Source organism: Leptospiraceae bacterium (assembly GCA_015075105.1).
GTDB lineage: Bacteria > Spirochaetota > Leptospiria > Leptospirales > Leptospiraceae > JABWCC01.
The window spans coordinates 843,791-864,798 of record JABTUZ010000001.1; the positions used below are offsets into that span (position 1 = coordinate 843,791).

The following is a 21,008-nucleotide window of genomic DNA, read 5'->3' on the forward strand; positions in this document are numbered from 1 at the left end:
AAATGTCAGATAGTAGAATTTTAATTGTAGAAGACGATCCTACAATTGCTTTAGCTTTGAAAGAAATTTTAACAAGTTCAGGGTACGACGTAACCCACCGGGAAAATGGACTTTTAGCACTGCAAACTTTTAAAGAAGAGCCATTCCAAGTTGTGGTTACTGATTTAGAAATGCCTGTTATGGACGGACGGACATTAATTGAAAATATCCTTACTATTCGAGAGGATACGGTCATCATCGTTCAAAGTGCTCACGAAGAAATTCCTACAATTATTGATGTGATGAAAAAAGGAGTTTACGATTATTTTATAAAACCTCTAAACGTTCAAGACTTTATTTTGAAAGTAAAAAGGGCAACTGAGGCGGCAGAATTAAGAGTTTTAAAACAGATTCGAGAAAAAGAAAAAATCCTAAGATTAGAAAACCAGATGAGCTGGTATAAGTATAAAGAAAAAGCGTCAGGGGGTGTCGACTCAAAAGATAAGCTAAAATTTCATAGATCGCTTTTTGACAGCTTGAAAACAAATTTTTCTCAAGGCGCAGGTTTTGGAATGATGGTATCTCTCGCAGAGATGATTTCTATTTCTCCCAAAAATGAAAAAAATGAATATTTGATTAGTGGGGAAATTATTGAATTATTTTTAAACAATATTAAAGTAACAGAGAGAGCACTATCCATTTTTTCAGAAATAGATTATATTATTTCAAATTCTATTCCAATGGAAACTGTTACTGTAAAAGAATTCTATGAATTTGTATCTCAGATAAAATCGGATGTGTCAAAATACGCAGAATTGAAACAACAAAAACTAATTTTAAGCGATTTGAAACTGAATTTTGAAAAACAAATCTTAGAGATCAATCGTGAGTTTTTGCAAAAAGCTATTGTAGAATTATATAAAAATGCAATGAAATTTTCTACAAAAAATTCCAATATTATTTCTATTTTAGAAGTTCGAGACAGTCGTGTAAATTTTTCAATTATTAATCAGTCAAATACCCATAAACGAGGGATCATAGTCAATCCTCAAGAATATCAGAATATTATTTTTGAGCCATTTTTTAGGTTGTGGGATCATATTTTTGAAGGATACGATACTTTGGACTATGGCTTGGGACTTACATTTGTAGAAAAAATTGCAGAGAAGCATAACGGCAACGTAAATGTTACAAATTTAATTGATCATAGTGAAAATGAGCCTGAAATCAAAGTGGAATTTTCTATTTCTATTCCATTGAAGCAAGCCTGACCATGGAATAGATCCATATCATTAATTTTTTTGGTATAGATTTTGATGTAAAATATAGCGATAAAGAGAACTTCCAAGGATAGATTTCACTTTTTTTGTAGTCAAAGTAGAATTTTCGTTTCTATTGTAGAGTAGATTTTTAATTTCTGTAGAGCTGGATTGTATCCTACTGTTGTTTATGAAAATAATATTTGTTTTTTTATTCTGAAAATCTTTTTTTATAGATGTTAATTTTTTTAAATGAATTCCCGGTTTTCTTCTAAAAACTACAAGTGTAGATAGACTTAAGATACCCTCATGATTTTTCCATTTATGGAAATTTTCTAAATTGTCTTCACCGATGAGAAGTAGGATTTTATCCATAGGGTATGTTTTTTTTAAATAGGCAAGGGTATCTATCGTATAACTTTTTCTTTTTCTCTTTAATTCATACAAACAAATTTCATTTCTGGGTTCTGGAATTGCTTCAAGAAAAATCTTTAGCATTTCTGATATTTCTGCCCCTGTCGTATTTTTGGAGTTTTTGAAAGGAGAAATATAGTTTGGTACAATTAGAAGTTTTTTCGCATTAGGAAAATTTTTCCAAAATTCCAGAATAATTTTTTTATGTCCTTTGTGTGGAGGATCAAAACTTCCGCCAAACATCCCAATCATTTTATCTTCTGACCTGACCCTCTCCAAATAAATACGTAGTTGTGGTTGTCAGGTGTGGGAGTCCCATTGGACCTCGTACATGCAATTTCCCTGTAGAAATTCCTACCTCGGCTCCAAGCCCCAACTCTCCACCATCATGGAATCTAGTGGATGTATTTACGAAAACTGCCGCCGAATCAACCAATTGTAAAAATTTTTGGATGTTTGAATAGTCTTCGGATACGATTGCCTCAGTGTGCCCGGATGAATAGGCTTCAATAAATTCAATCGCTTCATCCATAGTGTTCACAAGTTTTACGGACAATCTCATGTCCAAGAATTCTGTCTTAAATTCTTCCTCTGTTGCAATTTTGGAATTTGGAAAGAGGGATGTTAGTTCCTTGTCCAAGTAAAGCTCCACTCCAGATTCATTTAATTTTTCTAAAACTTCTTTTATTTCAGGGTAACTCTTGTGAAAGATTAAATTTTCCAAAGCATTGCACACACCAGGTCTTTGCGTTTTCGAATTCAAAACAATAGGAAGTAATTTTTTTGGGTCTGCGGATTTATCTACATAAAGATTGCAGACTCCTTTGTCGTGCATAACAATCGGGATTTGTGAATTTTCGCTTACAAAACGAATCAGTCCTTCCCCACCCCTTGGAACTACAATGTCGATTTTATTTTTCAATTTAAGTAAAGGAATTAAAATTTCTCGATCTGTGTTATCAATAAAAACTACCGAATTTTTAGGCGCATTATTTCTTTCTAATACATTGGAAAAAATATTTACAAGAACTGAATTTGTATGAACTGCCTCGCTCCCACCTCGCAATATACATACATTCCCTGATTTGAAAGACAGAGCCCCCACATCTATAGTTACGTTTGGTCTTGACTCATAAATTACTAGAATTACGCCAAGGGGAACTCGTTTTGTGATTAGCTTCAATCCATTTGGAAGTGTTGCTCCCCGTACGACTTCTCCTATTGGATCGGGTAATGATACAATTTCTTTTACTGAATTGGAAAGCGCAAGGATTCTTTTTTCGTCAAGAATCAGTCTGTCAATTAAAGCAAGGGATAGGTTTTTCTTTTTTCCTTCTTCTATATCTATTTTGTTGGAAGCGATAATTCTTTCTTTTTCTATTATCAATTCTTCAGACAATTCAAAAAGAATTTTATTTTTTATTTCTGTAGAAAGTTTTCGTACAGATTTTTTTTCTTTGAAAGCTAAATTAGAAATATTTTCGGTGTATTTTGTTATTTTATCCATTGAGGACTCCATGAAAATTTGATTTTAAAATTTCTGAAAAGTTGATTTCGTTAAATTCTTTTTTTAGATGAGAAGAGGAAATAAATGTACCGGATTCATTTTTATCTACAAAATGAAAAAGTGAGTTTTTCATTTTTCCATTAATTATCGCTGTAGGAATTCCATACTCACTTAAAAAAGCAGCGGCTCTGAGTTTCGTATTCATTCCACCACTCCCCGGCCCTTCCGGCCCTTTAGCAAACCGCAAGTCTTCTTGACTTACATTTTTTAATAAACCCACGGTTTCATTGTTTTTGATAAACCCATCCACCCCGGTTAATACTACAAGTAAGTCAGCTCCGATGAGTGCAGAAACAATAGCGCTTAAAAAATCGTTATCACCTAATTTTAATTCTTCTGTAGCAATAGAATCATTTTCGTTTACAATCGGAAGAACATTCCATTTTAGAAGTTGCTCAAATGTACTTTTTAGATTTTTCAGTCCTTCTTTTTTTTGAATATCTCCTATACCGAAAAGAATTTGAGCAATAGTAATGTTTGCTTTGGAAAAAAAACTTTCATAAAGATTCATAAGCCTGTTTTGACCCATTGCTGCGAGTGCTTGTTTCTCCTGAAGAGATTCGTATTTTTCTTTGGAAATGTCATGCATTTCAGAAATTTTATTTCTTCCTTGAGCGATAGCTCCACTGGAAACAAGTATGATTTTTTTCCCGTTGTCTCTTAACGTCCTGACATCACTGATAAGAGAAAATAAAAAATCATGAATTTCGTTTGTGTTTCCAGATACCCTCGCTGAACCGATTTTCACAACGATGGTTTTCGCTTCCTTAATAAAACTATTAAAATCTTTTCTATCCAAGTTCTTCCTTCTTTGGTTTGTTATTCTTCTTTTTTTAAAGTATCATTTCTTAAAATAATTTCAGTAGAGTGACTCTCTTTGGAAATAGAGAATATTCCTGTGCCTTTTTCTCTATGAAAAAATTTTTTAATTCCCCTTTGTTGGGACGTTAGTGAATCGATACATTCTTTAGGCAGTTCGTGGAAATTTTTTATGGAAACCGAAAATGAAAAAAACTCTGTTTCGTTTGGACGTATTTTTTTTATATCGAATTTTGGTTTTATGGATAAACAAGTGATCCCCTTAGAAGATTTAATTCTATAATCAAAAATATAATCTTTTGGTGGGAAGTTTTCAATTTGATTGCCTGTGTTTTTTACAAACAAAAAGTAGTTGGCAGATTCTTTTTCGGTTTCCTTTGATTTTTCTAAATAGATTTGAAAATCTCCTTCTTTGATTTTTTCTGTTTTTTGTCCTAAATAGTCTAAGGATGGGTTTATGTTTTTTGCCACAAAATAAAAAACAATCATCAATACAAAAATATCTATATATAGAATGATCTGAACCCATCTTCTTTTTTTAACAGGTTGATTGACTTTCTTCAGAAAATCTTTAAGCTCTTCAGGACTTCTTGAATGATAACCCTTAGCCATAAAAAAATCTCTTTTCAATATATTTTCTGATTTGTGACGCAGTTGGAAATTCTTTTTTTATTGGAGCTGAATTTTGCAAAATAGATAGTGCAATTTGAACTGAGTCTGTCAAGTTATATCCTCTCGCTAAAACCCCCAATAAAAACCCTGCCAATAAATCCCCACTTCCCATGACACTGAGTTTTGGATTCGGATATTTCCAAAAATACAAATTTCCTAAAAAATCAGAGAAGATGGAGAGACTGTCTTTCAATAGAATATTCACTCTGTGTGTTTTAGAATATATCTTCAAATCTTCGTAAGCCTCAAAAAAATTCGTATAGGTATTTCCTGTCAATCTGGAAAATTCTCCGGTGTGCGGGGTTAGTATTATATTCTGAAACAATTTTTTTCCTTTTATTAAGTCAAGAGCACCCGCATCGAAAATATAAAATTTTTCCTTTTGGATAATGCTCTCTATATCAACAGGGAAATCATTTTTATTCAACCCCGGGCCAATGAGTACTACTTTCGACTTTTGAAAAAAAACGTCTTCCTGAAAATCTTTCAGACTTTTTGCCATCATAGATTCATCTTTGGATATGATTTCTGAGATTGTAAGTTCTGAATTTGAATACACTTTTGAAATTCCTCCACCAACTGTGTGAAACGCGCGTTGCGATAGAATTACAGAGCCGCTCATTCCTTCCGACCCGCCGATGATAGATGCAGAACCATTGGAATATTTATTGGAAGTGTTTTTCCTTTTTAGATATTTTCTTATCTTTTTAAAAGGAATTTTCTTGAATTCAGTTGTTGACTCGTCGGTGTTCTTGAAAATTTGTTTTGGAAATCCAATCTCGTGAAATGTTTTTTGTAGCCTCCCATCAAAAAATAAGGAATCAATTTTTCTAGTTCCGATTTCACAAAGTATATCTGAAAAAACATATACACCCTTCCTGCTTGTAGGCGAGTAACCGGAAATAGTATCTATAGAGATGATTGGTATTTTTGCAGATTTCTTTTTTATCGAATTTACTTTTTTGATAATATTTTCATATTCCTTAGACAAGGGAGGGGAAAACCCAATGCCAAGGAGGCAATCTACAAAAACAATATTTTGATTTTCGGAAAAATCTGTAGTTTCAAATTCCGACAATGGGCTTAAATTTACCTCTGACCGAATTAGAAGATTTTTATAAAAGTTTGTTTCACTTGAATGGTCTCCATGTTTTAAGAACACTCGAACTTCTTCTCCACAAGAATTTAAAAAATAGGCAAGGCTTAACCCATCTCCTCCATTGTTTCCTCTGCCGCACAGTAGGACTGTAGTTTTATTTTGAAATAGCTTGAAATATTTTTGAAAAACAGAAATCGCAGCAAATCCCATAAGAGAAGTACCGGAGATTCCAAATTCAGTAATTGTAAAATCATCTATATTTTTGGATTCTTCGTTTGAAAAAATCGGTCGCCTGTATTTTTTGAAATTTATTTCCACTGGTAGATTTCCAAGAATCCATTTCTAATTCGGATCGAATAGATGTTGTCGTCTTGATCTGTGTAGGTTTCTCTCCATTGACCTCTGGGAGGAGTATATGAAAGACGTATATTATTTACGTGATTTCCTTCCTTGTTGTGTACTTGCAATTTAACAGAGTTTCCGTTATCCTCGGTTTCCCAAATATAAAATTCTCCATTCTTTTTTAGAGCAAACAACATTTCTGAGGGGTCTTGTATTTCTGTTAAAAGGGTTTCTGGTTTTTCATTTTTATAATAGTATTTATAGATTCTTCTAAATTGAAATCTATAATCATTTTTATTAAAATAGGAGGCACTCACTAAAGCGTATTTATCTTCACCGTGTGGAATCATATTTTCTATTTTTATCTTATATTTTTTTGAATCTTCACCAGAAAATATACTCAGTCCTCCTTCTTTTAAAGTAGAATTCAATTCTCCGTTTACGTAGTGGCTTAATCGCATTTCTTCAGCTACTTTATGATAGGCATATAAATTCCCGTCGTCAAAGGCATAAATTTTTTCTATATAACGAAAAGGCTCTGAATTCAATCCTGAAACTCCAATCATGTATTCAGTTGCACCCTTGTTGTTTAATTTAAAAATATACGAAGGGATGTTGCCGTCTTCTGTAACTTCAAAATTTCCGCTGTACTTTGTGTAAGGAGTTTCTTTTATAGTTTTTTTTGGGAGTTGGTCTTTTGCACTGATTCTATTTTGAACATAGATTTCGTCTTTTTCTGCCGGTAATATAAATCCCAGTCCTCCAAATTTGTTTGGAAGGATTTTTGTTTTGATTTGTGTTTTTACTGGTTGGTTTCCGATTGCATAGTCTAACTGACCTCCAAAATCAAATACTTTGATCATTGAGTTTTTAAAATCTGTAACAAATATTCTTCTAGAAAACACTGGAATTGTAACCGGAATATTCGTAATTACATTATTCACCATACTTCCTTCTATAAATTGAAGACCCTCTCCAATTTTTATTTTTGAAATAAGATCCGGTTTATAGTTTTCTACTTTAAAACGAATACAATTTCCAAGAAATAGAGAATACAATACAACTATGGTTAATTTTTGAAAAACTTTCATAATTAGAGTCTTAAGATTTTTTTGCTTTACATGGCAACTAAGTTTTATGGTATGTTATTTTTATGCTTGTTTGCCCTAAAATTTAGGGCTATTTCAAGAAATTGTCGTGAGATTGGCGGAGGTTAATTGCTTTTTTGCTATCTTCTTTAGAGTTAAAGATAAAGGAAATTGTTCAAAACTGCATTGTGTATCCTCTTGAGGTATTTGAATTAAAAGTTCAAACTGGAAGAAACCACTCACTCATTGAAATTGTCCTCGATAATTTGCAGCATCCTACAGGATCTGTAACAATCAGTGAATGCGAAAAAATATCGCGTTTTGTTTCAAAAGAGCTGGAACAACTTGGAGAAGAGTTTGATTTTACTCTACAAGTCGGCTCTGCCGGGGCAGAAAGGGCGATTCGTTTGCCTCTTGAATTGAAAAGATTTATAGGGCAAAAGGCAAGGATATTTTATTATACCGAAGATAATAAAATAATCGAAGGTATTTTTATTATCCAAGAAATAGAAGGTGAGTTTGTGATTTTAAAAGAAGTGAAAAAGAATAATAAAAAGACAAAGGAAGTCAATTTACTAAAAATTGAGATTTCAAAAATACAAAAAGGGAATTTAGCTCTGAATATATAGTTATGGCAGCCAGAAATACAAAAGTAGAAGGGAATTTATTCGAGGCAATTCAACAGTTTTCGGCAGATAAGGGATTGACCAGAGAATCAGTGATGAACGTAATAAAGGATTCACTTGTTGCAGCTTACAGGAAGAAGTTGAATCTTTTGGAGCCGACTGATGAAGATACGGATATTTCGGTTGAGTTTCTTTCTGATTCAAACGAAGTAGTTATTTTGATAAACAAAACTGTTACAGAGAATCCATCCGGTCCGTTGGAAATATCAATAGAAGACGCTAAGAAGATTGATGATTCGGTTGAATATGGAAGTAAAGTTTTACAAAAAGAGAAACCTATAGATTTTTCCAGAATTATTTCTAGTCACGCAAGACAGATGGTTTTTCAAAAACTAAAAGAAATGGAAAGGGAAATTCTTTACAATGAATACAAAGCTAAAGAAGGAGAATTGACCCACGGTTATTTCCAAAGATGGAAAAATAAAGACGTGATGAGTATCGACCTCGGTAAGATAGAAGGGATTATGCCTAAAAAAGAGCAAAACCCCGGAGAAAAATATCATACCGGAGATAGAATGAAAGCGATTATATCTAAGGTAGAGTTGAAAAGAGAAAAGTCAAAAGAACCTGGCCCTTTTATTACTCTATCCAGAGCCTCTGCTGATTTTGTTAAAAAATTGTTTGAGATGGAAATTCCTGAAATTTACGATGGGATTGTTACAATTGTAGATATTGCAAGAATTCCTTCCATTAGAACAAAAATAGTTGTTGCGGCTTCAAGAAATGATATTGATCCAGTTGGTGCTTGCGTAGGGATGAAAGGGGTTCGGATTCAATCTATCGTAAGAGAATTAGGAAACGAAAGAATTGACATTGTCCAGTATTCAGACGATCCAATCGAATTTATTACAAATGCAATTTCTCCTGCAAAACCTTTGGAAGTGAGGGTGGATAATGAAGGGAGTGAAGCACTTGTAATTGTTTCAGACGATTCACTTTCATTGGCAATCGGCACAAGCGGGTCCAATGTTAAGCTCGCATCTCAATTAACCCAATACAAGATCGATATAAAGTCAATTTCTCAGTTCAATGAAGATATGACATCTCCTGAAGCGAGAGAAAAATTAGATAAACTATTTAGTGCTGAAACTAAGGAAGAAAAAGGCACCCCACTTGAGGATATTCCCGGATTAACGTCCAGAGTGATTGGTCTTTTAACCCTTGGTGGAATCAAAGACGTAGAAACACTTATTGAAATGGATACGGAGTCTCTTGCAAAAATTCCAGGAGTTGGTCAAACTACAGCAGAGCATATATCAAGACTATTGTCTGAATCTGTTGAATGGGTTGAGTAATTTCAGAAAATTATAGGAAAATATGGAAAAAAACACAGATAAATCCTCTATAGGAAAAAATTTGCAAGGTGCAAATAATCCTTCTAAAAAGAAGCTTGTAATTAAGAAAAAGCCGCAATCTTCACCTGTTTCTTCAAGTCAAAACGCATCTAAAAAGAAAAATTTAGATGATTTAGTAAAAGAGGAAAATAAAAAGCAATCTTTGATTAGCCCAGAATCTAAAAATACAACTGTAGAAAGTCGTTCTCCTGAATATTCTAAACCAACAGATATAGAAAAATCAGATCAAGAGTCTCCAAAAAAAGAATCCAATATTCATTCTCATTCAAAATTGGCTTATCCTGTAAGACGAGAAGATAAAAATCCTATAATTTCTCGTCCTGTGAAACCTACTCAAGGTGGATTTCAAAAAGAGCACAGAGAGCCAAGGCAGTACGGCGGGTCGAGTCCACAAGGTGCTACAGGCAGCGGTAATTATAAATTTCGTAGTGGGGGGCAATCTCAAGGGAGTGGAAACTACCAGAGAAATACATCAGGAAATCGACCCAATGGTGGAGCGGGTGGTGGAAGACCCGGTGGTGGATACCAGCAAAGACAGGGGAGTGGTGGAAGTCATTCTTTTAGCAATAGAGGAAAAGGCAATTTTACTCCGGGTGGTGGAGGATACAAAGGGAAACAGGGAAGTGGTGGAGATGCCGGAAAAAGCGAGTTTAGTGGCACGGACACTAAAATAGAAATTGTTCCTGAAGGGCAATCGAATAGAAAACGTACAGTCTCTCATCAATCTGAAAAATCTAGAGAAAAGAACGACAAGGGTGTTAAAGAAAATGCTAAATTTTTCCAACAGATGCGTAAAAAGCAAAATCTTCCACCTGTTTCAGGTACAACTGTACCTAAAGAAATTTCCATTATGGAGAATATCCAAGTCGGAGAATTAGCTAAGAAGATGAATTTAAAACCGGGTGATGTTATAGCCAAGCTAATGAAACTCGGAATGATGGTTACAATCAATAATATTATTGATAGCGATACGGCGACTTTACTTGCTGATGAATACGATTGTAAGGTAAAAATTGTTTCTCTATACGAGGAAACAGTTGTGCCTGAAGACATAGACAACCCTGAAGATTACATTACCAGACCTCCAGTAGTCACGATCATGGGTCACGTAGATCACGGAAAGACAAAGCTATTAGACACAATTCGAAAAACTTCGGTTATTGATACTGAATCCGGTGGGATTACACAGCATATCGGTGCTTATCAAGTTACGATTCCGAGAGGAACTATTTCATTTCTTGATACTCCCGGTCACGAAGCTTTTACATCCATGAGAGCAAGAGGTGCGTCTATTACAGATATAGTCGTACTTGTTGTAGCTGCTGACGATGGAGTGAAGCCACAAACTATCGAAGCCATAAACCACGCAAAAGCTGCCAATGTACCGATTATAGTAGCAATTAATAAGATAGACCTTCCTGCAGCTAACCCTGAAAAAGTTATGCAAGAATTGGCAAATTTAGAACTTCAACCTGAAGAATGGGGAGGATCTACCATTACTTGCAAGGTGTCTGCCAGAGAAAATATTGGAATAGACAAGCTATTGGAGATGATACTGATTCAAGCTGAAGTAATGGAGTTAAAAGCAAATCCGAAAAGGCGTGGAAAGGGAACGGTCATCGAAGCAAAATTAGACCCGGGTAGGGGAGCTGTAGCTACTGTACTTATACAAAATGGAACTCTCAGGACAGGTTATCCGTTTGTAGCAGGTGTTTATTCCGGCAGGGTCAGAGCAATGTACGATGATCTTGGACATATAATCGAAGAAGCTCCCCCTTCCTATCCTGTGCTTGTTACCGGATTAGAAGGAGTTCCTGAAGCCGGAGACCCGTTTGATGTGCTTGGAGATGAAAAAGAAGCAAGAAATATTTCTCAACATAGACAAGAATACCAGAGGATCGGTCAAGCAGGAAATACGGTCAAAGTAACCCTCGACAATATGAATGAAATTATCCAGCAGGGTGGGCTAAAAGAGTTAAAAATTATTCTAAAAGCAGACGTTAGAGGAACAGCAGAAGCGATTAAAGAAGCATTAGAAAAATTAACCACAGCAGATATTAAACTGAATGTAATTCATGCCGGCACAGGTGCTATCATTGATACAGATGTAATGCTTGCATCGGCTTCAAACGCAATCATTGTAGGTTTTCATGTCAGAGCCAATCCAAGAACCTTGTCTCTTGCAGAAAAAGAGAAAGTCCAGATTAAATACTATAGTATAATTTATGATATAGTAAACGAAATCCGTGCAGCCATGGAAGGAATGTTGGAGCCGGAAAAGATTGAGACCGTTATCGGAAACTTAGAAATTCGAGATAATTTTAAAATATCTAAGATTGGAAATATTGCAGGATGCATGGTGAAATCCGGAAAAATTAACAAGTCTTCTTCTGTTAGGGTGATTCATGACGGAGTGATCGTATTTGACGGAAAATTAAAATCCTTGAAGAGGGTGAAAGACGATGTAAATGAAGTACTAACCGGATTTGAGTGTGGAATTCTTTTTGATGGCTACAATGACTTTGTAGTTGGAGATGAAATTGAAGTCTATGAAGTTACTACTATTGCCAGAAAATTGTAATCAATTCAATTGAATTCTCAAAGAAAACTCAAAATTGAATCTGAAATCGTCAAGACAATTTCTAAATTGATTGTCTCTGGGAAAGTAAAAGACCATAGAATTGGACTTGTCAGTGTTCACAGAGCTGACTTGAGTGAAGATATGTCTCACGTAAAAGTGTGGGTTACGTCGTATATTCCTGAAAATGAAATTGCGAATTTTATGAAAGGGTTGAAAAGTGCAAGTGGCTATATTCAATCTATAGTCGGAAAGGAACTCGGACTCAGAATAACTCCAAAAATTAGCTTTGTATGGGACGAAGCCTATATAAAAGGATTTCAGGTCAATCAACTGATTGATGAGCTAAGCCAAAAGACGGAATGAATTTTGAATCCGGTTTTTTATTGGTAAATAAACCAAAAAATATGACTTCTTCGAGTGTTGTCTTAGAAGTGAAGAAGTTAATCAAAAAAAAAATTGGTCATACAGGTACTTTGGATAAGTTTGCAGAGGGTTTATTGATTTTGCCTTTTGGAGATTGTACGCACTTTTCTTCGATCTTTTTAGAAATGGAAAAAAAATATTCTGCAGAGATCGAATTTGGGAAGGCTACAGATTCAGGAGATATTGACGGTAAAATTTTAGAAGAGTGGGACTTTGAAAAAATACACTCTTACTATCAATTCCATTTAGAAAATATTATTCGTGAAATAGACAAAATACAGGATATAAAAAAACAAACTCCACCAAAAATATCTGCGTTAAAAATAAACGGGGTAAGACAGGCAGAGTTATTTAGGAAGGGAGTTGAGTTTGAATCTATATCCAGAGAAATCTCAATAAGTAATTTTTTCTATTCCAATTTATCCGCAAAAGGGTTCTCCATGAGTTTAACCGTAAGCTCAGGAACGTACATTCGTAAATTAATTATGGATCTATTTGAAAATACCGGTTTACCTATGTTTATAAGTAAACTCATCCGAACAGGCATTGGAAATACAGATTTGAGCGAGTCTAATTTACTCGAATCAATCAAAGAAGGGAAATATTCTGTGAAAAAAATTGAAGAGATAATCGATATTGCCTCTGTCTTGATTGATAAAAAAGAAGAGACTTTAGTGTCCCACGGCGGTTATATTAATATTTTGGATCCAAATACTTCTAAATACGGATTTTTATTGAAAAATGAAAAACAAGAAATTGTTGCATGGTGCGATTTTTCGGGAAAGAAAAGCCATCTACCCTATAAATACAATAAAGTATTTGTGTGTGTATAATTCAATTGGAAGGCTTCATTATTCAATGTCCATGACGATTTTACCAACACCCGTAAATTGTAGTCCTTTATGTTATTTGTGTATAGACTTGAAGAGCGTTTTTTTATTACAGACTGTTCTATATTAAAATTAGATTTATTTTAGAAAAAAAGAACTTTTCCTATAAAGGGTAGTTTTAAAATATGGTTTAAAGGGAAATAATATAAGAATGATCACTAAAGAAAAGAAAGAAACACTAGTCAAAGAAAACAGAATTCACGATAAAGACACCGGCTCCCCTGAAGTGCAAATTGCTATCATTGATAGCAGAATTAAAGAATTGAATGAGCACTTTTCTAAAAATAAAAAGGATCACCTTTCCAAGAGAGGACTTTTAAAACTCGTTAGCCAGAGAAAAAAAATGCTCGAATATTTAAAAAATAAAAACTTAGAAAGATATAGAGAATTAGTCAAGAAATTAGGCATACGTAAGTAACGGTTGAACTGAAATGGCGCATACCCTTTCCCTGAATATTGGCAGGGACAATATAAGCATTGAGACCGGAAATTGGGCAAAACAAGCAAATGGTAGCGTTGTATATAGAACTGGAAATTTAGTTTTATTAGCTACAGTTTGTGCTACAACGGATGCAAAAGAAGGGCAAGACTTTTTTCCACTCACTTGTGAATACGTAGAGAAGTTATACTCAGTCGGCAGAATCCCCGGAGGATATATTAAAAGAGAGGCAAAACCCTCAGAGCACGAAATTTTAATTTCCAGAATTATTGACAGACCTATTCGACCTATGTTCCCAGAAGGGTATCTATGTGAAGTGCAATTGATTGTCCAAGTATTAAGCGCAGATAAAAACATCTCTGTATCAGGTCATGCACTGAACGCCGCAAGTGCAGCACTTTCTGTTTCTAATATTCCTTTTCATGGTCCCTTGGGTGGTGTAAGAATCGGAAAAGTGAATGGTGAGCTAATAGTAAATCCTACCAACGAAGAAATTCAAAATTCTGAATTGGACATGATAGTTGCAGGTACATCTGATTCTATTTTAATGATAGAAGGAGAGGCGAGTGAATTATCGAATTCAGACTTGATCTCAGCCTTGGAATTTGCTCATAAATATATTAAAGAATTTGTTTCTTTTCAAGAAAATTTTATTAAACCTTTGAATGTTCAAAAAAGTGAAGTGAAGCTAAAGCAAAAAAATGAGGCTCTAATCCAAACTGTGAAAAGTTTTGCTTTTGAAAAACTTTCAGTGGCAAATAAAAATAAAGACAAGATAAAAAGAACAACAGAAATCAACCAAATCAATCAAGACACTTTAGAGCATTTTAAAGCGATTCCTGAGTATGCAGAAAAGTTAAAAGAAATCAAAAATCTTCTGCATGAGTTTGAGTCTGAAATTGTGAGAGATTTAATTTTTAATGAAAGTGTGCGGGCAGATGGAAGAGCACTGGGCGAGATTCGTCCTATTACATGTGAAATTAACGTCTTGCCGGGCCCTCATGGCTCCAGCGTGTTTACAAGGGGACAGACTCAATCTCTTGGAATAGTTACTCTTGGTACAATTTCAAGTAATCAAAGATACGAAAATTTAGAAGGGCAAAAAGAGAAAAATTTCATGCTACACTATAACTTTCCAGCGTTTTCTGTCGGAGAAGTTAAAAGGATGGCAGGCCCCGGAAGAAGAGAGATCGGGCATGGAAATTTAGCAGAAAGGGCTTTGAAAAAAGTTCTTCCTACATTTACAGAATTTCCTTATGTCATTCGAGTTGTATCAGAAATCCTTGAGTCCAATGGCTCTAGTTCGATGGCATCTGTTTGTAGTGGATCACTGGCACTTATGGCAGGTGGTGTTCCTATTAAAGATGCAGTTGCTGGTGTCGCTATGGGAATCATCACAAGGGAAGATGGAAAGTTTGCAATTCTTAGTGATATTGCGGGGTTAGAAGACCATTTTGGAGATATGGATTTTAAACTTGCAGGTACTTCTAAGGGAGTCACTGCGTTACAGATGGACTTGAAAGTCAGGGGACTTGGTTTGGATGTTCTAGCTAAGGTGATTACTCAAGCAGAAGAAGGTAGAAATCATATTTTAGACGAAATGAATAAAGTAATTTCTGCTGTTGCAAAAGATTTATCAAAAACTGCGCCAAGAATTACAGTCAGAATGATTCCAAAAGATCGAATCGGTGAGCTTATCGGTCCTGGTGGAAAAAATATTCGAGCAATTATAGAGCAGACTAAAGCAGATATAAATATTGAAGACGATGGTAAGGTGACCATTTCCAGTACAGATTTTGATTCATCACAAAAAGCTATAGAAATTATAGAAGGTATGTTTGCAGATGTTGAAGTAGGTAAGGTTTACGAGGGCACTGTAAAAAAGATAATGGACTTTGGTGCATTTGTGGAAATTTTGCCTGGAAAAGAAGGGCTTTGTCATATCTCAAAATTAGATTCAAAAAGAGTGAATTCAGTTAGAGATATTGTGAAAGAAGGCGATAAAATTCGCGTGAAAGTGTTGGGGATCGATCGACAAGGAAAAATTGATTTATCTAAAAAGGATGCAGAATAGAATACTTTTTAGAATGCAGTTCTAATGATTTATTCGACTTAGTTTTGTGTTAGGAATCACTTTTAAGGAAATACTTTTCTAAAATTCGTTATAAAATTTATCTAACAATATTTATCCTAAACATTATTTAACAGGGGAATTAAAATAGAAGATTTTAATAAAAAAAAATTACCAAACGGTTTAACCTTAGTGTTCCAGAGAGCACCTAATAGCGTAAGTGTTTCTATTGGGTTATGGTTAAAGACAGGATCCAGACACGAGACTGATTTGGAGAGAGGCTATTCTCATTTTTTAGAGCACATGCTATTTAAAGGCACAGAGAAAAGAACAGCCAAAGAGCAAGCTCAAGATATAGAAAGAGTGGGGGGGATTCTAAATGCGGCTACTTCGCGGGAATATACATATTTTTATACAATTTTGATCAAGGACCGAGTAGAGTTAGGTTTTGAGTTTTTGAGTGATATGGTTTTTCATCCTCTTTTAAATGAAGCAGATATTCAAAACGAGTCACAGGTAATTTTAGAAGAAATGAAGAGCTATGAAGATTCTCCAAGTGAGTTTGTTTATGACTTTTTTTATAACAATATTTTCCCTGATTCAAGTCTTGGAAAAAATATTAGTGGTACTGAAAAGTCAGTATTATCCGCATCTTCAGATAGTTTGAGAAAATTTTATAAGGAAAATTTTCGACCTGAAAATATGATTCTTTCTGTTTCGGGGGATTTTTCTTTTTCTGAAATCGAAGATTTATCTATGAGGTATTTTTCAAAATATTCAGGCTCTATGGTTCAAAATCATACTTTCCCTAAAATAGATAAGTCTTTTGGTGTATTTATTAAAGATCGAAAAGAAGTTGAGCAGATAAATTTTGTGATTGGGGCTGAGGGTTTTCCTAAAAATATGGAGACTTATGCAACGTACAGTCTTTTTTCGATTATTTTTGGTGGGGGCATGTCTTCCAGATTATTTCAGAAGATTCGAGAAGACCATGGACTTTGCTACAGTATCAGTAGCCACATGAACACATACAGAGATACGGGAGTGTTCAATATAAGCTGCGCAACTTCACACGAAAAATTTGTAAATTGTTTGGATTATATAATTCAAGAAATTCAAGGCGTAATAAAAAATGGAATTACTTCAAAAGAATTGGAGGACGCAAAATCCAATATGATTGGCTCACTAGCAATAGGGTTTGAGGTTTCAGAAAGCAGAATGGTGAATATTGCTTTGCAGGAATTGTACTTTTCAGAATTTTATAGCTTTGAAGATAGAGTTCATAAAATCCATTCGGTAAAATTAGATGAAGTAAACCTTATGATTCGAGAAATTTTTTCTATTGAAAAACTACATTTATCTCTTGTCGGAAATTTGAATTCCAAGGTAAGTAAAAAAATTTCAACATCTTTATGAAATATAATATTTCAGTAAAAATTAGAAAGCTCCATGAGGATTCCTGTATTCCCAAAAAACAAACTGAATTTTCGGCGGGGTATGATCTTCATGCGTATTGTAAAGAATACCCGATAATTATCCCTCCTGGAAAATTAGGGTTAGTTCCTTCAGGGGTTTCCATGGAAATACCAGTTGGGTATGATTTAGAGATCAGACCCAGGTCTGGAATTTCTACTAAATTTTTAGTCATAATTCCAAATTCGCCTGGTACTATAGACTCAGACTATAGAGGAGAAATTTTTGTTCCAATGTTGAATTTGAGTGAAAAAGATTTTGAAATCCAGCACGGTATGAGAATCGCACAAGGTGTTATCCGAAAGACCTACAATATTTCTTGGGACATTGTTCAAGAGTTAGATTTGTCGTCCAATCGGGGTACTGGAGGATTTGGCTCTACAGGAGTTTAAAAAATTCCATAGTTTTTCGCCTTATTCTTCGATAATTATTCTATGGGGAAGTTAAAAGAAGAGTCAAAGGAAAATCCACTGTTTTTATTTTCGATCAATAAGCAATTCTTGCCGTATTTGCTTTTATTTTTCGGAATTTTTACCGTATTTTCTCTACTGTCATTTGATGAAACGGAAAAAGGAATAGATTTTAATATTTTCGGAAGGGTTGGTTTTTATTTTTCTTATGGGATGTTTTTCTTATTTGGAAAAGCGTCTTATATCCCAGGATTATTTTTTTTATTATTTGCCTATTTAAAATTTCACAAAAAAGAAACAGAGATTGTTTCTCGAATTTTTGTAATACCAATTTTGATTCTATCCATTTCTATTTTTTTGAATTCTATCGAAGGGAATTCTGAAAGTATAAAAGCCTCTGGAGGTTTTTTTGGGGAAAAACTTTCAGTTGTATTAGAATATATATTTGGCAGAACAGGGAAAATTATTTCCAATTCTTTATTGTTTTTATATTCGTTTCTCTATTTATTCAGAGAGTCTCCAATGTTGTTGTTGAAAAAGAATTTTTCTATTTTTAAAAAGATTTTTCACCTAAAGTTTGTATTAGCAAAAAATATAAAATCAGAAATCTCGAAAGAAGAAATTTGTACTTCCAAAAAAAGATATGAGTTACTCCCTTGGCTTCAAATTAGTAAAAAAGTAAACGAAGTAGAACCTATCCAAGTTAGTAAAAAAGATTTTGAATTAGTTTTAGAAAAGTTAGAATTATCTAAAAATGAGAAAAGCTATTCTACCGGAACAATATTCGACGGATTTTTTGAGGATAAAATGGTTTTTAAGTTTCAAAGATCTTCCTCAGATTTGATCGAAAAGCTGACAGATATTCCGACAAAATTTACTATAAAAGATAGCGAGTTTTGTGAGCCTATAGATTTTATCGATGAAGGATTTGGCGAATTAGAAAAAAACCAATTCACTGAAATTCCAGAATCGAGAGAGCTGAACAAACTCGACCTTATAGAGGACTTACCGGAAATCAAGCAAATTCAAGAAAATGAAAATCCGGAGGATATTCCTGAATCGACTTGGATTGATGATTCTACGATGGATGGGGCTTATAAAAAAAATAAAAAATCTTCCTTGTTGAATGAAGAAGAAAATTTGTCTTTATTTCCGGCACAAAATACTACAGTTCCCGAAGTAAAACTGAAAAAAAGTTTTTATAATATATCGAGAGAATTGCTGTCAACCAATCAAAATTCCGGTAAAGACCCTCTATTTAAGATGGAAGCTGAATTTGTTGCTAAAAAAATTGAAGAAATTATCAAAGAGTATGGTTATGATTCAAAAGTAGTCTCCTGGGAAAAAGGGCCAATAATTACTAGATACGAATTAACCCCACCTCCTGGAGTAAAACTTGGAAGAATTACTTCCCTCTCCGATGAGCTTAAGTTGTATCTTGCAGTAAAAAGCATTCGAATCGTGGCCCCCATCCCTGGTAAATCCACCATAGGGATAGAAGTCCCAAATAAACACAGAGAAGATATTTTACTTGGAGACATGATTCGTGAATCAACTTCTTTGAAAACTTCAAAAGAATTGACTATCCCGCTAGGAAAAGACATATCTGGCAAGAATGTATTAATCGATTTAAACAAGATGCCCCATTTACTCGTAGCCGGAACTACAGGTTCAGGAAAATCGGTTGCGATGAATTCGATGATATCCTCACTCTTATTTTCCAAGTCTCCCGAAGAGATTCGATTTTTAATGATTGACCCTAAGATTGTAGAATTTGCGCCTTATGAAGATGTGCCTCACTTGCTTATGCCGGTGGTCACAGATCCAAGAAAAGCTACAAAAGCCTTATTTTGGGCTGTTCAAGAAATGGAAGCAAGATATTTTAATGTTTCCAACTTGAGGTGTAGAGATCTGAAAAGTTATAATGAAAAAGTAGAGCTTCCTCAATACAAATCTAAGTATAAAAAAATGCCTTATATTATTATTTTTATTGACGAGTTGAGCGATTTGATGATGGTCTCAGGAAAAGAATTGGAAGACTATATAGTTAGAATCACTCAAAAATCCAGAGCGGTCGGAATCCATTTAGTCATGGCAACTCAAAGACCTTCAGTGGATGTGATTACAGGACTAATCAAGGCAAATTGCCCGGCAAGAATTGCATTTCATGTAGCTCAAAAGACTGACTCTAAAATCATCCTAGATTACAATGGTGCAGACACTCTTCTTGGAAAGGGCGACATGCTGTATAAGTCTCCTACATCTGCCGATCTACAGAGAATTCAAGCTCCTTATGTTTCAGAAGATGAAGTAGAAAAAATTGTGGAGGAATGCAGAAAATTCGGAAATCCTTCTTATGTTGATATTAGCCTTGATGAAGAGGCTGTTTTAGAAGAGCTTGCAGAAGAAGATGAAGGGTTATTTGAAGAAGCTTGGGAAATCGTAAGGCTTGACAGAAAAGCAAGTGCCAGCTATTTGCAAAGAAGAATGAGAATCGGATACAATAAAGCCGCTAGGCTCATGGAGCTAATGGAAGAAAAGGGTTATGTAGGTCCACAGATTGGCTCGAAGCAGAGAGAAATTCTAAAATCTTGATTTTTTTCTAATGAAAAATATATTCAAATTGAATTAGAAAGAGAAATTAAAAAAAGTGACAAAGTATAAGTATTTCACAAAATCGTTTAAAATTCAGTAATTTCGGAAGAGTAAATAAGGGTATGACAACAAAATTTTTTTCTTTTTTAGTAAAGATTTGTATTATTTTTAGTATTTTTTTTAGTTTTTTTCCGGTTTTCTCTCAGCCTCATAACTGGAACTCCCCATCTGAAGTCGTAAAAAAGATTAAGAAAAAATTTGCAAACATGAAAAGTTATTCTGCGGAGTTTCGGATTACTACAGTGAATAATAAGAAAACAACTCTGCACAGAGGAACTTGCTTTTATAAAGCACCTGGAAAAATTCGATACGATTTTAAAGAGCCAGAAGGTGATGCTATTGTATCCGACGGGAAAACTTTATGGATTTATATTAAAAGAATCGGTGCTGTTGGAAAACAAGATCTTGAGCTTAAAAAGAGCAACTCTTCCGGACCTATTTTTCAAACTGGTTCGGTTGAGGGGTTGAATAGATTATTTAGAAAGTACCATTATAAATTTGATTCAATCAACCAGCCACAGATTTCTCCGAAAGACGGAAAGTCGTACTTTGTTTTGGCTTTAGAGCAAAGAGAAAAAATAGGAGGTTATGAACAAATGATTTTATTCGTTGATTCAGAGACTTACTTGATTAAAAAAGCAGTGGCTATAGACGGAAGAGGAAAAGAATCTACTTTGGAGTTCGCGTCCATTCAATTGGATACGGACATTGAGGACGGAATATTTAACTATCATATTAGCGGAAATGCAAAAATTGTAAATAACCCACTTGTAAGCGAGAATTAGT

18 protein-coding genes are annotated in these 21,008 nt (G+C 34.3%); 12 read left to right on the forward strand and 6 right to left on the reverse strand.

Annotated features, from left to right (window positions below):
- Positions 1 to 2 precede the first annotated feature (2 nt).
- Positions 3 to 1,250, forward strand: a complete 1,248-nt coding sequence (locus HS129_04140) for a response regulator (GenBank protein ID MBE7411243.1) — start codon at positions 3 to 5, stop codon at positions 1,248 to 1,250.
- 21 nt (positions 1,251 to 1,271) lie between these two features.
- Here HS129_04140 and nadD read toward each other — a convergent pair whose 3' ends face one another.
- The 6 genes from nadD to HS129_04170 are packed head-to-tail and all read right to left on the reverse strand — an operon-like array spanning position 1,272 to position 7,242.
- The gene (gene nadD, locus HS129_04145) at positions 1,272 to 1,904 is read right to left on the reverse strand and encodes a nicotinate (nicotinamide) nucleotide adenylyltransferase (protein MBE7411244.1); all 633 of its coding nucleotides are present in this window, start codon (positions 1,902 to 1,904) and stop codon (positions 1,272 to 1,274) included.
- 1 nt (position 1,905) lies between these two features.
- Complete coding sequence (locus HS129_04150) at positions 1,906 to 3,159, reverse strand: glutamate-5-semialdehyde dehydrogenase (GenBank protein ID MBE7411245.1); 1,254 nt, start codon at positions 3,157 to 3,159, stop codon at positions 1,906 to 1,908.
- A complete protein-coding gene (gene proB, locus HS129_04155; protein ID MBE7411246.1) occupies positions 3,152 to 4,018 on the reverse strand; it encodes a glutamate 5-kinase in 867 nt (288 codons plus the stop codon). The genes HS129_04150 and proB overlap by 8 nt, the downstream gene beginning before the upstream one ends.
- A 20-nt stretch (positions 4,019 to 4,038) precedes the next feature.
- A complete protein-coding gene (locus HS129_04160; GenBank protein MBE7411247.1) occupies positions 4,039 to 4,650 on the reverse strand; it encodes a hypothetical protein in 612 nt (203 codons plus the stop codon).
- Positions 4,643 to 6,127 carry a bifunctional ADP-dependent NAD(P)H-hydrate dehydratase/NAD(P)H-hydrate epimerase gene (locus HS129_04165; GenBank protein MBE7411248.1) on the reverse strand — a complete coding sequence of 495 codons (1,485 nt, stop codon included), beginning with the start codon at positions 6,125 to 6,127 and terminating at the stop codon, positions 4,643 to 4,645. Before HS129_04165 ends, HS129_04160 begins: the two co-directional genes overlap by 8 nt.
- Positions 6,118 to 7,242 (reverse strand): hypothetical protein, encoded by a 1,125-nt coding sequence (locus HS129_04170; protein MBE7411249.1) that lies wholly within the window; start codon positions 7,240 to 7,242, stop codon positions 6,118 to 6,120. The genes HS129_04165 and HS129_04170 overlap by 10 nt, the downstream gene beginning before the upstream one ends.
- A 134-nt stretch (positions 7,243 to 7,376) precedes the next feature.
- On the opposite strand from HS129_04170, the gene rimP reads away from it, so the two are divergent.
- From rimP to HS129_04225, 11 genes are all read left to right on the forward strand, one after another.
- Positions 7,377 to 7,868: a ribosome maturation factor RimP gene (gene rimP, locus HS129_04175; GenBank protein MBE7411250.1), complete on the forward strand. Its 492-nt coding sequence runs from the start codon at positions 7,377 to 7,379 to the stop codon at positions 7,866 to 7,868.
- Positions 7,869 to 7,870: 2 nt separating this feature from the next.
- On the forward strand, positions 7,871 to 9,220 hold the full coding sequence (nusA, locus tag HS129_04180; GenBank protein ID MBE7411251.1) for a transcription termination/antitermination protein NusA: 1,350 nt from the start codon (positions 7,871 to 7,873) through the stop codon (positions 9,218 to 9,220).
- A gap of 22 nt (positions 9,221 to 9,242) precedes the next feature.
- On the forward strand, positions 9,243 to 11,861 hold the full coding sequence (infB, locus tag HS129_04185; GenBank protein MBE7411252.1) for a translation initiation factor IF-2: 2,619 nt from the start codon (positions 9,243 to 9,245) through the stop codon (positions 11,859 to 11,861).
- Positions 11,862 to 11,870: 9 nt separating this feature from the next.
- The gene (gene rbfA, locus HS129_04190; protein ID MBE7411253.1) at positions 11,871 to 12,224 is read left to right on the forward strand and encodes a 30S ribosome-binding factor RbfA; all 354 of its coding nucleotides are present in this window, start codon (positions 11,871 to 11,873) and stop codon (positions 12,222 to 12,224) included.
- Positions 12,221 to 13,117, forward strand: a complete 897-nt coding sequence (gene truB, locus HS129_04195; protein ID MBE7411254.1) for a tRNA pseudouridine(55) synthase TruB — start codon at positions 12,221 to 12,223, stop codon at positions 13,115 to 13,117. Before rbfA ends, truB begins: the two co-directional genes overlap by 4 nt.
- A gap of 208 nt (positions 13,118 to 13,325) precedes the next feature.
- Complete coding sequence (rpsO, locus tag HS129_04200; protein MBE7411255.1) at positions 13,326 to 13,592, forward strand: 30S ribosomal protein S15; 267 nt, start codon at positions 13,326 to 13,328, stop codon at positions 13,590 to 13,592.
- A 13-nt stretch (positions 13,593 to 13,605) separates the two neighbouring features.
- Positions 13,606 to 15,687, forward strand: coding sequence for a polyribonucleotide nucleotidyltransferase (pnp, locus tag HS129_04205; GenBank protein MBE7411256.1), 2,082 nt, complete (start codon positions 13,606 to 13,608; stop codon positions 15,685 to 15,687).
- Positions 15,688 to 15,825: 138 nt separating this feature from the next.
- The gene (locus tag HS129_04210) at positions 15,826 to 17,100 is read left to right on the forward strand and encodes an insulinase family protein (protein ID MBE7411257.1); all 1,275 of its coding nucleotides are present in this window, start codon (positions 15,826 to 15,828) and stop codon (positions 17,098 to 17,100) included.
- A gap of 8 nt (positions 17,101 to 17,108) precedes the next feature.
- Positions 17,109 to 17,549, forward strand: a complete 441-nt coding sequence (dut, locus tag HS129_04215) for a dUTP diphosphatase (protein ID MBE7411258.1) — start codon at positions 17,109 to 17,111, stop codon at positions 17,547 to 17,549.
- 42 nt (positions 17,550 to 17,591) lie between these two features.
- Positions 17,592 to 20,162, forward strand: coding sequence for a DNA translocase FtsK 4TM domain-containing protein (locus HS129_04220; protein ID MBE7411259.1), 2,571 nt, complete (start codon positions 17,592 to 17,594; stop codon positions 20,160 to 20,162).
- A gap of 122 nt (positions 20,163 to 20,284) precedes the next feature.
- A complete protein-coding gene (locus HS129_04225) occupies positions 20,285 to 21,007 on the forward strand; it encodes an outer membrane lipoprotein carrier protein LolA (protein MBE7411260.1) in 723 nt (240 codons plus the stop codon).
- Position 21,008 lies beyond the last annotated feature (1 nt).

Excerpts from the sequence above, each read along its gene's own strand:
- HS129_04140 (MBE7411243.1), top strand. The coding sequence starts at position 3 with ATGTCAGATAGTAGAATTTTAATTGTAGAAGACGATCCTACAATTGCT.
- nadD (MBE7411244.1), bottom strand. The coding sequence starts at position 1,904 with ATGATTGGGATGTTTGGCGGAAGTTTTGATCCTCCACACAAAGGACAT.
- HS129_04150 (MBE7411245.1), bottom strand. The coding sequence starts at position 3,159 with ATGGATAAAATAACAAAATACACCGAAAATATTTCTAATTTAGCTTTC.
- HS129_04160 (MBE7411247.1), bottom strand. The coding sequence starts at position 4,650 with ATGGCTAAGGGTTATCATTCAAGAAGTCCTGAAGAGCTTAAAGATTTT.
- HS129_04170 (MBE7411249.1), bottom strand. The coding sequence starts at position 7,242 with ATGAAAGTTTTTCAAAAATTAACCATAGTTGTATTGTATTCTCTATTT.
- nusA (MBE7411251.1), top strand. The coding sequence starts at position 7,871 with ATGGCAGCCAGAAATACAAAAGTAGAAGGGAATTTATTCGAGGCAATT.
- infB (MBE7411252.1), top strand. The coding sequence starts at position 9,243 with ATGGAAAAAAACACAGATAAATCCTCTATAGGAAAAAATTTGCAAGGT.
- truB (MBE7411254.1), top strand. The coding sequence starts at position 12,221 with ATGAATTTTGAATCCGGTTTTTTATTGGTAAATAAACCAAAAAATATG.
- rpsO (MBE7411255.1), top strand. The coding sequence starts at position 13,326 with ATGATCACTAAAGAAAAGAAAGAAACACTAGTCAAAGAAAACAGAATT.
- pnp (MBE7411256.1), top strand. The coding sequence starts at position 13,606 with ATGGCGCATACCCTTTCCCTGAATATTGGCAGGGACAATATAAGCATT.
- HS129_04220 (MBE7411259.1), top strand. The coding sequence starts at position 17,592 with ATGGGGAAGTTAAAAGAAGAGTCAAAGGAAAATCCACTGTTTTTATTT.
- HS129_04225 (MBE7411260.1), top strand. The coding sequence starts at position 20,285 with ATGACAACAAAATTTTTTTCTTTTTTAGTAAAGATTTGTATTATTTTT.